Raw genomic sequence first — 16,729 nt, 5'->3', positions numbered from 1 at the left:
ATGTCGAAGATCACCGCGGAGCAGGCGAGAGAGGAGCACGTCGCGCTCCTCAAGGCGTGGACGAAGGCGGTGGGGGCCGTCAAGGACTACGGCTTCCTCGATCGCCACCTGGCCGAAGGCTGGCGGTACGTCGATTACAACGGAGTGCAGCGCGGCAAGGACGAGTACCTGAAGCTCGTCGACAGCATGTTGACGTACACGCAGGAGCTCCGGCAGTGCGACGTGCGTATCGTCGGCGGGGACGTCGCTATCGTGAGCGGCGTCTACCGCTCGCGCGCCGAGCTCAAGGGCGGTGTCAAGCTCGATAACACCATCGCCTTCACCGCGGTCTGGGAGCTCAAGGGCGGTGAATGGAAAGCCCTCGTGCACCACACGACGAGGATCCATGGCGCGTCGTGATCGACGTCCGCGCCGAGCGGGTCGAAGCGCTCCGGCGGCCGGCGCCTCGCCGGCGAGGCCGGAGAAAACGTTGACATGGATCCTGCTTCGAGTACCGTACACTCAGGATCGTCCTATCGACGATCACCAGGGCTCTCATGGATCTTCGCCGGTTCCTCACGCACGCGGTGCAGATCGCATCTGCGCTGTCGAAACTTCATAAGTCAGGCACCCTTCACCTGGACATCCGCCCCGCGAACCTCTCCGTGCACCCGGAGAGCGGGGAGGTGTCGCTCGACGGTGGGCTGGCCGTGGTGCGCGGCGATGTCGGCCTCTCCGACGAGACGAAGATCAACCCGGAGTCGCTGCCCTACATCGCGCCGGAGCGGACGGGCCGCGTCGACTGGCCGATCGACGAGCGCGCCGATCTCTACTCGCTCGGCGTCACGCTGTACGAGCTGCTCTCCGGCAAGCTGCCGCTCGACGCCGAGGACGCGCCCGCGTGGGCGCACGCCCACATCGCGAGGGCCCCTGTGCCGCTCGCGGAGCTGGTGCATGACGTGCCCCGGATCGTCTCCGAGATCGTGATGAAGCTCCTCGCGAAGTCTCCGGAGGAGCGTTATCAGACCGCCCGCGGGCTCTGGTCGGATCTCCTCATGTGCCAGACCGAGCTGGAGGAGCTCGGGATGATCGACTCGTTCCCGCTCGGGACGGCCGACATCCCGGACCGGCTGCAGCTCCCGACGAAGATCTACGGCAGGAGGCGCGAGCGCGCGATCCTGCTCAAGGCGTTCGAGCGTGTGGTCGCCACGGGCACGGCCGAGCTCGTGCTCGTCGCCGGGTACTCGGGCGTCGGGAAGACCTCGCTCGTGAAGGAGGTGCAGGCGCCCATCGTCCGCGAGCGCGGGGCGTTCATCTCCGGGAAGTTCGATCAGCTCCAGCGCGACATCCCCTACCGCACGATCGCCCAGGCGTTCGGGGAGCTCGTCCGGCAGATCCTGACGGAGAGCCCGCAGTCGCTCGCGGGGTGGAAGCACCGGTTGAGCGACGCGCTCGGCGAGGAGGGGCGGGTCATCATCGACATCATCCCGCAGCTCTCGCTGATCCTCGGCGAGCAGCCGCCGGTGCCGCCGCTCGCGCCGAACGAGGCGCGCAGCCGCTTCGTCCGCGTGTTCCATGCGTTCCTCGGCGTGGTCGCGCGCAAGCGGCACCCGCTCGTGCTGTTCGTGGACGACCTGCAGTGGGCAGATCCCGCCAGCCTGAGGCTCATCCGCGACGTCGTCGCGGCGCCCGAGAAGCGGCACCTGCTCGTGATCGGGGCGTACCGCGACAACGAGGTGACCCCGTCGCACCCGCTCATGGAGGTGCTCCGGCAGATCCACGCCACGGGCGCGCGCGTCTCGACGCTCAGCCTCGACCCGCTCCCGCACGAGAACGTCCTCGAGCTCGTCATGGACACCTTCCGCTGCGAGGACGAGCTGGGGGCTCAGCTCACCAGGCTCCTCGTCCAGCGGACGGGCGGCAACCCGTTCTTCGTGGGCCAGTTCCTGACGGAGCTCTATCGCCAGAAGCTGGTCTGGGTCGATCCCGTGAGCGCCGTCTGGTGCTGGAACATCGAGGCCATCGCCGCGCAGAACCTGACCGACAACGTCGTCGACCTGGTGCTGGGCCGCCTCAGGCGGCTGGACGGCGAGACGCAGCGGGTCCTCTCCCTCGCCGCGTGCCTCGGCGCCCGCTTCGACGCCGAGGTCCTCTCGGCCATGTACGGCGAGTCGACCGAGACGACGCACGCCGCCATCTCCCCGGCCATCCGCGAGGGGCTCGTGGCGCGCCGAGGCAGCACGTACAAGTTCCTCCACGACCGCGTGCAGCAGGCCGCGTACCTGCTCATCCGCGAGGGCAACCACGCCTCGACGCACCTGCGCATCGGGCGCCTGCTGCTCGTCCAGACGCCGGAGGAGGCGCTGGAGGACCGGCTGTTCGAGATCACGAACCAGCTGAACATCGGCGCCTCCTTCATCACCGATCCGGGCGAGCGGCGCAGGACGGCTGAGCTGAACCTCCGCGCCGGCAGGAAGGCGAGGGCCTCCGGGGCCTACGGCTCCGCGGTGGCCTACTTCGCCGCGGGCTGCGCGCTGATCGGGGAGGACGACTGGGCGGGAGCCGACGATCTGCTCGCCTTCGCGCTGCACCTCGATCTCGCCGAGAGCGCGTGCGTGAACGGGGAGTTCGATCGGTCCATCGACCTCTGCTCGGTGCTCCTCGAGCGCGCGCGCACGCAGCTCGACAAGGCGGCGGCCTACCGCGTCCTGATGCAGAACCACATGGCCCGGTCCGAGCACGACGCGTGCATCGGCGTCGGGCTGGAGTGCCTCGCGCTGCTCGGCATCAAGCTCGGGAGGCAGCCGGCCGACGAGGAGGTTGTCGCGGAGATCACGGCGCTGCGCGACGCGCTCCGCGATCGCACGGCCGACGAGATCCTCGGCCAGCCGAGGATGACGGCGCCGCCGATGCTCGCGGCGATGGGCGTGATGGCCGTGATGTACGCCTCGACCTTCTACACCGATCCGAACCTCAACGACCTCCTGGTCTGCCAGATGGTCCGGCTCAGCCTGCTCCACGGCAACGCGGAGCCGACCGGCATCGGGTACACGTGCCTCGGCAAGGCGCTCTGCCAGAAGCTCGGCGCGTACCAGGACGGCGACAGGATCGGCAGGGTGGGCTACGAGCTGACCGAGAAGATGAACGCGCTCGTCTACAAGCCCGAGGTGGCCAACCTCTATGGCTGTCTGATCTCGGTCTGGACGCGCCACATCGACACCGGGATCGCCTGCCAGCGCGTGAGCATCCAGGCCGCGAACGAGGTCGGGAACCTGACGTGGGGGAGCTTCAGCAACATCCAGCTCACCCTGAACGTGATCGTGCGGGGCGACCCGATCGAGGAGGCGTACAAGGGCGCGGTGAGCGCGCTCGACTACGCGACGAAGGCGAAGATCACGTTCGCCGCGGACGCCGTGACGAGCATGCTGCGCCTGGTCCAGGCGATGAGGGGCGCCACGCGCCACCTCGGCACGATGAGCGCGGACGACTTCGACGAGCAGGCGTTCGAGGACCGCCTCGAGAAGGAGAGCTTCCCGAGCGTGCGGCTCGTCCATTACGTGATGAAGACCGCGCAGCACCTCCTGGCCTCCAACCCCGACGAGGCGGCCCTGGCCGCGGAGAAGGCGGAGCGCAACATCTCGGGGGGCAACGGGATGTTGTTCTCGGCCGAGTACCACTACTTCGGCGCCCTCGCCCGGGCGGCCCGCTTCTCCGGGGCCCCGGCCGAGGAGCAGGCCGGGCTCCGGCGATCGCTCGCCGGCCACGAGGAGCAGCTGCGCGTCTGGGCCGAGAGTTGCCCCGACAACTTCGCCGGCAAACACGCGCTCGTAGCGGCGGAGCGCGCGCGCGTCGACGGCAGGCACGACGAGGCCGCGGCGCTCTACGATAAGGCGATCGTGGCCTTCCGCGAGTCCCGGTTCATCCACCAGGAGGCGCTCGCGAGCGAGCTCGCCGCCCGGTTCTACCTGGATCGCGGCTACAGCGGCCTGCCGGGGCTCTACCTGCGGGAGGCGGTGGCGTCGTACTCGCGCTGGGGCGCGAGCGAGAAGGTGAGGCAGCTCGAGCAGCGGCATGCGCTCGTCCTGAACCAGGAGCAGCGCCGCGCGACGAGCAGCGGCGTCATGACGATGGCGGCGGAGGCCATCGACGCGCAGACCGCGGTGAAGGTCTCGCGGTCGCTCTCGAGCGACATGACGCCGAAGGAGATGATGGAGTCGCTCATGCGGCTCGTCGTCGAGCACGAGGGGGCGGAGCGGTGCTGTCTCCTGCTCATCGGGGACGGCCTGCGGCTCGCCGCCGAGGCCGTGGTGGACCGCGACGGCATCAGCATCCGCGTGTACGAGCGGAGCACGGCGCCGCTCGCGACCCGCGTCCCGGCGTCGATCGTCAACTATGTCGAGCGGACGCGGGAGCGGGTGGTGCTCAGCGACGTCGGGGCGAGCGGCGCCTTCGCCGGGGACGAGTACCTCGTGCGCGAGCGGCCGAAGTCGGTGCTGTGCATGCCGCTCATGAAGAACCCCGGCGAGGTGGGCGGCCTCCTCTACCTGGAGAACCGGCTGGTCCACGGCGCGTTCATCCTGCGCCGGCTGCCGCTCCTCGAGTTCCTGGCCGCGCTGTCGCTGCAGAACACCGTGCTCCGCGGCGAGCTGGAGCAGGAGGCGCTGAAGGTCCAGCGGACCGAGGAGGCGCTGCGCCGGAGCGAGAGGGCGCTCCGGGATCTGGCGGAGTCGAGCGACGTCCCCACGTGAGGCGCGGGCCGCGCCGCCGCACCGGCGTGGTGTGGCGGCGCGGCGTTCAGGCGCTCTCAGGCGCTCTCGAGCACGTGGCCCACGCTGTCGAGGAACGGCCTGTCCGACACGGAGAGGTGGAGCTGCACGAACCGCCAGTGATCCCCGTGGCGCTCCACCGTGCAGGTCAGTCGGAGCGCGGGCAGGTCGAAGCGCACGCCGCCCATGGTGGCGTGGATACCGAAGCCGGCCGTCCCGGCGCAGGCGGCCGCTCCCCCGGCCAGCAGACGCACCTGGACATCGCCGGTGATCCTGCACACGAGGTCCTTCAGGATCTCGCTCTGCCGCCGGAACGAGGCCTCGATCTCGGCCCAGCGCGTGAAGTGCAGCTTGTCGTGTGTGCCGTAGAAGATCAGGGCATCGTCACGTACGAACATGTCGCATAACGCGTCCACGTCGCCTCGCTCGAAGGCGCGCGCGAACTCGACGAGCATCTGGCGAACCGAATCTTCTGGACTTGCCGGCTTTCTCTCCGAGGACTCCATGCGCTCCGCTGCTCCCGTACCGATCCGAGCCTGATCTCGGCCGAGCATACAGCACCCCGGAGGCGACGCGCGACGCCCTGCGCGCGAAAGCGCTCGGAGCCCGGGCGGCTGCGCGCGACAAGGGTCGTCGCGGTCACGAACACGTAACACCACACGACCCCGACCAGCGCCAGCCGACCAGGTGCCCCCTCGAACCCCGGAACCCAGCTGACCAGAAACCCCACGAGCAGGAACAGCAGCCCCACGCCCTGCAGCTGCGCGATCGACATCCGCTTCAGGAGGGCGCCGACCGAGAGCGAGGGCAGGTACATGCTCAGGAGGTGCACCTGGATCACCCAGCTCGCCTGCTGGACCGAGCGCTGCTCGACGCCGCACATCTGGAGCGGCGTCGGCACCATGAGGAGGCTCATCACCAGGAAGGCGCCCGCGCCCATGGCCACCATGGGCCAGTACAGCGCGCGGGCGCGCGCGTCCGGCGCGGCGGAGGCCTCGGCGGCGCGCGCCTCCTGCGGCCCGTACGCCGCGAACGAGAGCGCCGCCATGAGCTGGAGCGCCGCGAGCATCAGCAGGGCAGCGGGCATGTACCTGGACGTCCGCCCCTCCAGCAGGCCGAAGAGCGAGATGCCGGGGACGATGCCAGCGGCGCTGGCGAGCTGGATCATGGTCAGCAGGCCCGGCGCCCTTGCTGCTCGGCTGCCCCCCTCGAGGATCGCGAAGCGATACTGCTGCACGAACGCGCCTTGCGGACCGACACCGCAGACCGCCGCGCAGAACAGCGGGAGATCGGCGCGCTCCACCGCGACCGCCGCGACCGCCGCGTTGGGCCACGGCCGAGCCCCGCTCGGCGGAAAGACAGACGGAAAGTGTTGGAAATGCCGAGCTATCTTCCGGCCCCTTCTCGCTGTCGCGGAAATCCCTGGCGGGATTTCTGACGCACGGAGCTACGCGACCGCGCGGTTCAGGTTGGCCGGGGTCCCGGCCGCCGACGGGCGCAGCTCGACCTTCACCCAGCCGGCCTCGCGCCGGTCGAACGCCTTGTACGCGTCGATCGCGGACGTGAGGGGCGCCTGCTTCGTGATGATCGTGGTGGGATCCACCTGGCCGGTCTGCACGAGGTCCACGAGCTTCGGGATGTACTTCCTGTGGTTGCAGTTGCCCATCTGCAGGGTGAGGTTCTTGTTCATCGCCTCGCCGATGGGGAACGTGCGCGAGGTCTGCGGGTAGACCCCGATGACCGAGATGGTCCCTGCCTTGGCCACGCAGCGGACGGCCCACTGCAGCACCTGCGACGGCCCGTCGCCGGCGCGGAAGGTGTCGCCCTTGGTCCGCGCGTCGGGGGAGATCTGCTTGACCTCCAGGTCGAACGCCTTGGCGTCGTGCTTTGCCTGCTTGTGGGCGGGGCCGTCGTGGGGGCGCTCGGCGTCGACGCCCACGGCGTCGATCGCCCGGTCCACGCCGATGCCGCCGGTGAGGCGCAGGATCGCGACGAGCGGATCCTCGGCGGAGAAGTCGACGGTCTCGGCGCCCTGGTCGCGGGCCATCTCGAGGCGGTCGGGCACTTGATCGACGGCGATGATGCGGCCTGCGCCCATGAGCTTGGCGCTTGCGATCGTGAACAGGCCGACGGGGCCGCACCCGAAGACCGCCACGGTGTCGCCGGGCCGGATCTCGGCGAGCTCGGCGCCGAAGTACGCGGTGGGGAAGATGTCCGAGAGGAGGATGGCCTGGTCGTCGCTGACGCCGTTCGGGAGCTTGACGAGGCCGACGTTGGCGAACGGGATGCGCGCGAGCTCGGCCTGGAGGCCGTCGAAGGGGCCGGACATCTTGGGGCCGCCGAAGAAGGCGGTGCCCGCGTGCTTGCCGTTCGGGTTCGCGTTGTCGCACTGCGCGTAGTACGCGGCGCGACAGTACGAGCAATAGCCGCAGGCGATGGTCGACGGCACGACGACGCGGTCGCCCTTCTTCAGGTTCCTGACGTCCTTGCCGAGCTCCTCGACGACGCCGACCGCCTCGTGGCCGAGCACGGTGCCCGGGACCATGCCCGGCATGGTGCCGCGGACGAAATGGAGGTCGGTGCCGCAGATGGCGCTGGCCGTGATGCGGAGGATGGCGTCGGTCGGCTCCTTGATCTTGGGCTCCTTGATGTCGTCCATCCGGATGTCGCCGATGCCGTGAAACACTACCGCCTTCATGAGATCTCGCTTTCTCCCTTCAGGGGTGGATCGCGCGCCGGGCTGCCACGGAAGGCGCGGACCGGTGCGCTGCTGAGATGGCTGAGGGGTCCGACGCGGGCTGTCTGTGCCGATCCCGTGCCAGGGCGAGGGGAGGGGGCGGGGGCGAGGCCGGAAGGATGCGGGGAGCGACCGAGGAAGCGGGCGGGGCGCCGTGGTGGTGCGGGCAGGAGTGGCGTGGTGCGCCGGGGGCGTGCTGCCGAGGTCGGTGCGGCGGGGTGCTCCTCCGGAGGGACGGCCGTGGCGATTTGTCTCGGAGAGGGACAATGGGGTGCGGAAAGTGCAGCGGGGTTGTTTCTGGAGGACCGTCGGCGGTGCTGGTGGCAAGCTCAGCTAGCCCGGATGGAGCGTCGGCGGTGCGGGAGGTGAGCTGAGCTTGCCGGGAGGACCGCCGGCGGTGCGGGGAGGGATGCTTCGCGACTGCCGTGGGGCAGAAATCCGGCCAGAAAAACCGGTCGATATCGAGTGGCCGCCGGAAATAGGAGCGATTTTCATGGCTTCCGCGTGTTTCGCCGCCGAGGCCGGTCGAGAACCAAGCGCGCGCGGCGGGTTCGATGGCCAGTTCGGCTTGGCATTCCCGAAACTTTTGGATTTCTACCTCCCTGGAGCCCGAGGAGCTGCCGCCGCCGTCACGGGGGCGTCGCAGAATCGATCGGGTGGCAGGCGCCACGAATGGCAGCGAGGCTTCCATGCGCGGACCTTCTTGCAGGCGACGCATGAAGCAGCCGCACAATGGGTGACCTGGGGAGCCCGTCCGGCGGCGCGAGGGGGGGCGCGGCGATGCTTGCGCGCTACGTCGAGCCGTTCGAGCTCACCGACCCGGCGCAGTGCACTCGCGGGGCGTACCGGATGTGAGGCGCCGCGCCACGCTTTACGCCACAATGCCCCCTGGTATCATGGCGCTCCTCGAGGCCGGGACCGACCCCGTTCGACTGGACGCCGGAGTTGAATGTGAGCACTTCCTGCTATCTGCGAGTTCTTCACGTTTCCGACTTTCACTTCCGGGGCCTTCGTGAAAAGGAGCCTTTTTTCCGAGATCTGGTGCTTGGCGAGTCGTGGCTCGACAACCTGGACGCCATCCGCCTAGAGGGCGCTGTCGATCTCTTGTGCATCACCGGGGATATCGCCGACTGGGGGCAGCCGGAAGAGTACGCCGCGGCGAGCGAGTTTGTCGAGGCCACGCGTGCGCGCCTCGGGCTCGATAGCGATCGCGTCTTCATTGTCCCTGGCAACCACGACGTGGCGCGCCTGGTCGCACGGGAAACATGGCAGAAGCTGCGCGAGCTGATCCCCAAGAGCGACCCTCTCGCGATTTCGCGCTGGATGGCCGGGATCATTGGCGCGCCACCCGGTCTCGTCGATGCGTGGCGCGATGAGATCTTATTGCGTCAGTCCGCTTATCGTGATTGGGTAAGGAGCGTTCACGGTGATGAGCTCTTGCCAGCGCATTCGCCGCATGGCCGTCTAGGCTACCGTGCGACGCTGAGTCTCCCGCACCTTCCATTCCCCGTTCATGTCATTGGGCTCGATACGGCCTGGTTGGCTGGAGACGACGCAGACGCCGGGCATCTCCTCCTCACCCCACACCAGATCCTCAGCTTGTGCACCGACGGGCGAGGCAAGCGGCTCCCCGGCGTACGCCTGGCGCTCATGCACCACCCACTCTCCGACCTGGCAGACGGCGACGCCAGCCGCAACTTCCTAGCGCAGTACACCGACGTAGTGCTGCGTGGTCACCTCCATCACTCGCGCGTGGAGACGCTGGACACGCCGGACGGACGGCTGCCACAGCTCGCTGCCGGTTCGATGTACGAAGGCTGGGGTGCAGCGCTCTATAGAAACGGTTGCGAGCTCATCACCATCGAGCTCGACGAGCTCGGGAGCCTGCGCGGCGGTGAGCTGCGTTATCGCTCATGGTCGCCCGAGGGGCATTGGCACGACGATGGATCCATCTATCGCTCCGCGCCGAACGGGCGGCTTGCGTGGGTTGCAAAGCATCAAAAGGACGCCGACGTTACGACGGCTGGGATCTCGATTGCGAACCGATTGCTCTCCTTGCTCGAGGAGACCAAAGAGCACGTCCGGAAGCGTGATGTGTCGCTCCACACCCCTCATCTCTGGCTGGCTTTGCTTCGCTCCAAGCCGAGCTTCGCGGCTGCATGTCTGGAGCGGTTCAGTCCGGGATCGGCGGCCCACCTGGAGAGAGCGTTCTCCTCCGCGATGGTCGCGCTGACACCCGCCTCGGGGCGGTTCGTCGAAGTTCGATGGAGCGAGCGGGAGGACATCAAGAACGCGTATCGCGCCGCTGCCGCTGATGGCGCCGCGTTCGTCGACGAGCGGTACCTCCTTCTGGGGTTGTTGACGACGCCGAGCAACACCACCCTCCAGCTGCGACAAAAGTACGGAGCCGACGGGATTCAGCACCTGGTGGAGCTGGTACGTAACACCAAGCCCGACCACGGCACTCCCTTCCTGGATCTCTGAGGAGCGTATCGATGCCCACGCCCTGGAACCCGCTCCTCGAGGCAGCCGCGCAAATCGCGGACGGCGACGCCCACCCCGCGCCCGCCACAGCCCGGTCGATCGGGATGCTGGGCAAGGACTATGAAATCCTGGGCATCAAGCGCGGTGGCATGGGAGAGGTTTACTTCTGCCGAGCCGTTGGAGAGGGCGGCGCGACACTGGCGTTGAAGACATTCCCGAAGTCGTTCTTCTTCAGCCCGGAGACGCGCCGCGCCTTCCTGCGGGAGATCGTGCACTGGATGCGGCTCTCGGGCCTACCCCAAATCCTCCCCGCGCTCGGGCTGCTGCACTTCGAGGGGCGCCCATTCGTGGTCATGCCGCACGTACGACCAGGGCCCGAGGGCCTCGTCACGCTGCACGACGCGATACGCTCCGGCCGTGCCTCGCGGCAGGAGAAGGTGCAATGGGCGCTCGATATCGCGCGCGGGCTGGCGGCCGCACAGGACCGCATCCCTGGCATCCTCCACGGCGACCTGAAGCCGGAGAACATCCTCCTCTGGAACGGGCGAGGGTTCGTGAGCGATTTCGGCCTCTCGCGTGTGCAAGGCAGCGAGGGTGCAGAGCTCGCCACGACGTATCCCTACCGCGCTCCAGAAGTGTGGCGAGGGGCCCCCGTTACACCCGCGGTCGACATCTATGCCTTCGGTGTGATCCTGTTCGAGCTCGTGACCGGTCGCATGCCGCTGGACGGACACGACCGGGGCTCGTGGGAGGCCGCGCATCTCGGGGCCGAGCCGGAGCGCCCAGCGCTGGCCGACCCGGTGGAGCGGCACCTCGTGGCGGTGGCGCTGTCGTGCGTGGCCAAGGCGCCCGAGGCCCGTCCGCGCTCGTTCGCCGAGGTCACCAAAACGATCCTGCAGAGCATCGAAGGTGATCCGATCGAACACCTCATGCGGGTCGTCGACGAGGTCGACGCCCGCGCGCGGTTCGCAGAGCTGCAGAAGATGATGCGCGGCTGGCTGATCGACACGCTGCTCAAGCTCGGCGAGGTCGAGCTCGCCCTCGAGGAGGTAGAGAGCGTCCCAGAGGGAGAGCGCGACGGCGGCCTCTGGATCCGCTACGGCGACGCCCTGTCATTGGCTGGCCGCGACGAAGACGCGATCACCAGCTTCGAGCGAGCTCTGGACCAAGGTCTCGATGATCTCTCCCGCTTCAACTGCATGAATGACCTCGCCTTGTCCCTGAAGCGGCTCGGGCGCGTGAAAGAGGCGGAGAAGGTCCTCGATGATCTCCTCTCGGTCGTCCCGGACTCGATGGTCGTCAAGGTCTCCGCCAACCTGGCGACCGTGCACATCGCAGCCCAGGAGCCGGAGAAGGCCGTCAATATCCTCGCGAACCTCGTGCGCCAGCATCCGGGCGAGCCGCGCGCATGGGCGAACCTCGGCATCGCGCGCTGCATGCTGGGCGAGCACGCGCAGGCAGTCTCCGACCTGCGGCGCGCGGTCGCGCTGGCGCCGGAGATGGTGGAGCTGCGCGTCATGCTGGCCGCCACGCTCATGGACCGTCTCGACGCGTTCGACGATGCAGCAACGTCGCTCGAGCTCGCGCTCCAGCAAGGTGCGGGTGACGACCTCGAGCTGTACGCGCGGCTATTGGTCTGTTATTTGAATCTCCGCCGCACGCAGGACGCGGCCCGCATCACCGTCGAGATCAAGGCTCGTTTCGGGAGCGAAGGGCTGAAGCAGATACAGGAGTCGCTCGTAAACGACGGTGCCGGATCCGAGGGCGGCGATACGTCGCACCTGCCATCGCATTCGCCCGTGTCCAATGAGGAATCCGAAGGGTCGCGCGATTTACACGCCGCGCAGGACAGCGCCGCGACGCCGTTGACCCGGCGCCGTCATGGCTGGGTCTTGCCGGTTGCGGGCGCGGCGGTCGCGGTGGTCCTTGCCTTCGTCCCGGAGCTCCCAGCGCTCCCCTTCGCCCTGATCGCCGCTCTCTGCATGATCGCGGCGGTCTGGTTCGGCCGCCGCCCGGAATCGCGGAGCGCAGAGGCGAGCCCGCCAGAAGTCGAGCCCCCGAGGGCGCCGAGCGATGCTCAGGAGCAGACATCGCCCCCTGGACGGACGTCCATCCTCCCTTACATGAACGTCCGGATGTACGCCGATATGCGCAGCTTCTCTCTGGACTTCTACGATGATCCTCGGCGGCCGGACTATGTCGAGCAATTTCTTCGCGGCTACCGGGACATCGTCCGGAAGATGCCGGCGTACGGAATGAACAATGAGCTGAGGGCCACACCGTTCTATTTCACGCAGTGCGCTCGGTGCGGCTTCCACATCCTGACCAACCGCGATCGAGGATACAAGATCGATTGCAGGCTCTGCGACGGACGGAGCCAAACCGCGCCCGCCGCTGCCCAGCACCTGATCGACCTCGCGGAGAAGGTGACAGCCGCGACCGGCCTGAAGATCACCGACTACACATCGGCCGGGTTGTTGCTGCTGGTCCAGGTCGAGGACGCGAGCGTCGAGGACCGTGTCCGAGCGGCCTGTGAGAAGGTTGGCTTCGAAGTGGCGCCTCGCGACGGCTTCGCGGCCAGGGTCCTTCTGACGAACGCCAGGGAGCGGACCACGCTCTCGCCAGATCGGACCGCCTGGATCTTTCAGAAGCGCAGCGTGACCAAGGAGAAGGGTTACGACAAGATCACCCCGCGCTTCCTAGACGCCCTCTTAGAGGAGCTCCGGGAGATCGCGCCCGGCGTCATGACGGCATCGATGGCGATCGACCTGGCGTACCTGGAACCTGATTACGAGCGGAAGCTCCGCGAGCGCGCGGAGGCCGCTGTCGAAGCGGAGCCGTACGACGCCGGCCACCGAAAGCGGCTTGCCAACATGCTCCGCGCTGCAGGAGATCTCACCGGAGCACGCGAGCACGCGCTCGCCGCGGTGAGCCTGGCCCCCGCCGATGCCGATGCGTTGGTCGAGCTGGCGGCGACCGAAATCGCCATGTCGCGGTTCGAAGATGCGGCGAGCAGCGCGGAGAAGGCCGTTCAGCTCGACCCGCTCCATCGATTCGCCCTGGCGGCGCTCTTCGCTAGCAGCAGGGAGCTCGGCCGTGAGGAGCGCGCGGCCTGGGCTGCAGCGAGGCTCCGGAGCCTCGGTGGTCTCGTTTAGCACCACCGTGTCGCGACCGAGCGGGATGAGCCGATGCTGCCCCCAGGAATCTCCCGGAAATTTGGAGCCTTTCTGCGGACCGGGGCTTGCCGCCCCGTAGGGGCACACAGCCTGACGTGCCGTGGAGTACACAATGGACGCCGCCGCCCAGCGGCGGCTGGACGCCTACTTTTCGGACATCGGGGGGCGCCGTGCTCCGGGCGCGGGTAGTGCTCAAAATTGAACATGAAGGCGGGAAGGCGGGAAGGAAAGATCAATGATCTTCCCGCCTTCCCGCCTTCATGTGGAACTCTCTCCGGGCAAATGTGAGCACTACCCGGGCGCGGCGCTGCCTCGACGACCGCGGTATGCGCTCGCCATGACGGGCTCGGGCCGCGTGCCCAGCTACGCCGCGTCGAACCCGGAGGCGCGGAAGCTTCCTGCTGCCCGACCGCCCAGGATGGCTATGAGCGATGAGGCGGGCGCGGGCGCTCGCTCCGCGCAGCAGCGCGAGAGCGAGCGCCGCAGGCAGCCTGGTTCACTCGCCCAGGAGATCCAGCCTCGAGCCTGGCACCATCCTGTAGTCACCGATCGCCAACCCCTGCAGATCGCTCGTGAACTCGAACGGACCGAGCACGTGAATCACCTCGCCGCTCGTGCCGCCGGCGCCGCCTTCGCCGCTCGTGCCGCCGGCGCCGCCTTCGCCGCTCGTGCCGCCGGCGCCGCCTTCGCCGCTCGTGCCGCCGGCGCCGCCTTCGCCGCTCGTGCCGCCGGCGCCGCCTTCGCCGCTCGTGCCGCCGGCGCCGCCTCCGCCGCTCGTGCCACCGGCGTCGCCGTCGCCGCTCGTGCCGCCGTCGCCGCCCGTGCCGCCGGCGCCACCCGTGCCGCCGGGACTCGTGACCGTGATGGAGTCGACATAGACCACGGTCGGGTTGGCCCAGGGCCCCGAGATACCTGCGTCGACCCTCAGGCCGATGCGCCTCACCTGGGTCTTGTCGAACGTCTTGGACTCATCCGCAGCGGCAGCGGCGTCGACGTCGATGGTGAGCTCTGTCCATTGCTGCAGGCTGCTGAGGTCCGTCCACGCCCACGGGATGCCTATCCAGGCCTGTGCACCGCCATTCTGTACGAACGTCTGCACGCCACCCCCGGTGCCGGCGTACACCTTCACACGGAACGTGACGGTGGCGCCGGTCAGGTCGATCAGCTCCGGCATGTCGAACTGGAACAGCGTCCCTGTGTCGGCCTCGGTGAGCGGCACGGCCAGCCGGGCGCAGCCCGAGCAGACCTCGGCCGGACCGGGACCGATGTCCACTTCTTCGACGCCGCCCGCGCCGCCCGCGCCACCGTCGCCGCCCGTGCCGCCATCGCCGCCCGCGCCGCCGTCGCCGCCCGTGCCGCCATCGCCGCCCGCGCCGCCGTCGCCGCCCGCTCCTCCCGTGCCGCTCGCGCTCCCGGTACCGCTCGTCGACGAGCTGCTCGAGCTGCTCGTCGTGGTGCCTCCACCCGCTCCGCCTTCGCCACCGGACCCGCCCTTGCCGTCGTCATCGCCGCAACCCATCGTGACGAACGAGCCAGCCAGCAAGCCGCACATTGCCAAAGCAAAAACTGATCTCATCGCATCCTCTCTACGCTCTACGCTTTTGTCCCACGCGACGGCGCGCGGTTCGGGCCGGCGTTCGCCGTGCCTGCTCCCCTTGGTCCCAGCGCTCTGAAAGCCAGCCGCGCCGGATCCCGGCATTCTCTATGCTTGCCGGGAGCGCGCCCGCTGGATCCTCGCTCCGGGCACCGGCACCGTCAGTTCGCGGCGGCCCCGCTCCGCCCGGCTTTTCGCGCACGACGCCGCGCGACGATCGCGCCCAACGCGGTCAAGGCGGCGAGCACGCCCGCCGGGGAGCTGGGCCCCGATTTGACCCGGCACCCACACCCGCCCTCGTCCTCGCTGGCGCCGTCAGGTGGGGCGGCGCCAGCGCCGCCCGTGCCGCTGCCGGTCGTCGCTGCGCTGCTGACGCTCCCACCCTCGCCCGAGCCGCCGCTGCCCGTCGCTCCCCCTTCACCCATGTCCGGACCGCCCCCGCCGCCTGTCGGATTGGATGCGTCGAGCGGAGTGAACTTCCACCAGTTGAAATTGAACAGGGGACCTTTCCCACCGGTGAACTTCAGATACAGATCGTGTATCCCTGTCGCACCGTCGACCGCACAGGACTTGGTAACCCAGGTCTGGGCGCCGCCGGTACCCTGAACCATGCAGGTCCCCACCAGCGTGCCGGTCGCGCTGTCGAGGCGCAGCTCGATGCTGCCGCCGCCGGTCGCCGAGGCCACCCTCGCATCGAAGGACGCCGCGCCGAGGCCGAAATCGACGCCCTTCACCTTGATGTAGTCCCCGTCTTCGATCGACGTGACATTCATTCCCCCCTCGCTGCATGCCTCGGTCTCGACGCCGGAGCCCCAGGCGATGGTCTCAGCCTCCGTCATGACGTACGGATCGAGGGTGCCGACGCCAGGCGGGCCCTCCTCGGTCATCGTGATCGTCGGGATGGTACCATCGGCGTTGTAGGTGAATCGCTCGACGGCCACCGAGCGGTGATAGCCTCCTCCGCCCGGCAAAGCGCCGTTGTGATAGAAGAAGTACGAGTTGTCCTTGAAATCGATGATGCCCGGGTGATTGGTGAAGCTGCCGCCCTCTGTGGGCATGATGACCCCCCGGTACGTCCATGGACCGGTGGGGCTGCTGCTCGTGGAGTAGGCGATATACTCGGGGATGCCGCCGGCCGGATACGCCAGGTAGTACATCCCATTGCGCTTGTAGAGCCATGGACCTTCTTCGTACAGGGTCGGTCGCTCGGCGCTCCCGGTGCGCTGTCCAAAGCTCTCCGCCGTCATGGGCACGCGTACGACGTCCCCCTCGTAGGAGATCATGTCCTCATTCAGCTTCACGTAGCATAGGTTGGGATTTCCCCAGTAGAGATAGGCCTGACCGTCGTCGTCGATGAACACCGTCGGATCGATGTCGCCGCAGTTGGCGGTGATCAACGGCCGCTCCAGGGCGTCTTCGAACGGACCGACAGGGCTGTCCGACACGGCGACGCCGATGACCATCCTGTTGAGCGTCCTGCTCGTCGTGGGAACGTAGAAATAGAACTTCCCGTTTCTGTGGGCGACCTGACCCGCCCAGGCATCTGCCTTCGACCAGCTGAAATCCTTGTATTTCAGCGGCGATCCGCGATCCGTCCAGTTCACCATGTCCGTGGACGAATATACCCTCCATTCGTTCATCCCGAAGAACGTCGAGGCGCTGTCTTCGTCATGTCCGGTATAGAGGTATAGGGTCCCGTCGTGGACCATGGGGGCAGGGTCGGCGGTGTAAATGGTCTGTACGATGGGGTTGTCTGCCCTGGATTCGGACGGAAACGCGGTTGTGCTAAAAAGCAACGATGCCGCGATGAGGAGCTTATGCTGAAGGGATGTCGTGATCGTGGCCATTTCTGGTCCTCGCTGCTCTCCTGAAGAATCGTTAGGCGGTGCCGAATGTCGTAGCTCGCTCAGGCGATGACTCTCCGGCGCTTCTCGTTGGGGCGCTTCGCAGCATTGACAGCCCAGCCCATCAAGAGCTCATCAGCGATCGCGTC

General features: G+C 68.1%; 10 protein-coding genes. 5 read left to right on the top strand and 5 right to left on the bottom strand.

The window, feature by feature from the left end:
- Positions 1-399, top strand: coding sequence for a nuclear transport factor 2 family protein (locus tag NQZ70_RS26535; RefSeq protein ID WP_237244080.1), 399 nt, complete (start codon positions 1-3; stop codon positions 397-399).
- 137 nt (positions 400-536) lie between these two features.
- The gene (locus NQZ70_RS26530; protein ID WP_129576700.1) at positions 537-4,727 is read left to right on the top strand and encodes an AAA family ATPase; all 4,191 of its coding nucleotides are present in this window, start codon (positions 537-539) and stop codon (positions 4,725-4,727) included.
- Between the two features lie 56 nt (positions 4,728-4,783).
- On the opposite strand, the gene NQZ70_RS26525 is transcribed toward NQZ70_RS26530, so the two are convergent.
- The 3 genes from NQZ70_RS26525 to NQZ70_RS26515 form a co-directional block, all read right to left on the bottom strand.
- Complete coding sequence (locus NQZ70_RS26525) at positions 4,784-5,200, bottom strand: nuclear transport factor 2 family protein (protein ID WP_061614382.1); 417 nt, start codon at positions 5,198-5,200, stop codon at positions 4,784-4,786.
- Entirely contained in the window at positions 5,119-6,048 is a 930-nt protein-coding gene (locus NQZ70_RS26520) for a hypothetical protein (RefSeq protein ID WP_237244079.1), read from the bottom strand. Before NQZ70_RS26520 ends, NQZ70_RS26525 begins: the two co-directional genes overlap by 82 nt.
- 144 nt (positions 6,049-6,192) lie before the next feature.
- Positions 6,193-7,443, bottom strand: a complete 1,251-nt coding sequence (locus NQZ70_RS26515; protein WP_129576698.1) for a zinc-dependent alcohol dehydrogenase — start codon at positions 7,441-7,443, stop codon at positions 6,193-6,195.
- Between the two features lie 771 nt (positions 7,444-8,214).
- Between NQZ70_RS26515 and NQZ70_RS26510 the strand changes: the two genes are divergently transcribed.
- From NQZ70_RS26510 to NQZ70_RS26500, 3 genes are all read left to right on the top strand, one after another.
- Positions 8,215-8,337, top strand: coding sequence for a hypothetical protein (locus NQZ70_RS26510; RefSeq protein ID WP_257792724.1), 123 nt, complete (start codon positions 8,215-8,217; stop codon positions 8,335-8,337).
- A 96-nt stretch (positions 8,338-8,433) separates the two neighbouring features.
- The gene (locus NQZ70_RS26505; RefSeq protein ID WP_129576697.1) at positions 8,434-9,966 is read left to right on the top strand and encodes a metallophosphoesterase; all 1,533 of its coding nucleotides are present in this window, start codon (positions 8,434-8,436) and stop codon (positions 9,964-9,966) included.
- A gap of 11 nt (positions 9,967-9,977) precedes the next feature.
- On the top strand, positions 9,978-13,121 hold the full coding sequence (locus NQZ70_RS26500; RefSeq protein ID WP_129576696.1) for a tetratricopeptide repeat protein: 3,144 nt from the start codon (positions 9,978-9,980) through the stop codon (positions 13,119-13,121).
- Between the two features lie 517 nt (positions 13,122-13,638).
- Here the strand turns inward: NQZ70_RS26500 and NQZ70_RS26495 are convergent.
- Positions 13,639-14,694, bottom strand: coding sequence for a hypothetical protein (locus tag NQZ70_RS26495; protein ID WP_237244078.1), 1,056 nt, complete (start codon positions 14,692-14,694; stop codon positions 13,639-13,641).
- Positions 14,695-14,897: 203 nt separating this feature from the next.
- A complete protein-coding gene (locus NQZ70_RS26490) occupies positions 14,898-16,583 on the bottom strand; it encodes a glycoside hydrolase family 43 protein (protein ID WP_129576694.1) in 1,686 nt (561 codons plus the stop codon).
- Positions 16,584-16,729: the final 146 nt, after the last annotated feature.

The organism is Sorangium sp. So ce836, from assembly GCF_028553905.1.
GTDB classification, from domain to species: domain Bacteria; phylum Myxococcota_A; class Polyangia; order Polyangiales; family Polyangiaceae; genus Sorangium; species Sorangium cellulosum_D.
The sequence above is the reverse complement of the archived record's forward strand: the minus strand, read 5'-3'. Positions and strand labels throughout refer to the sequence as shown.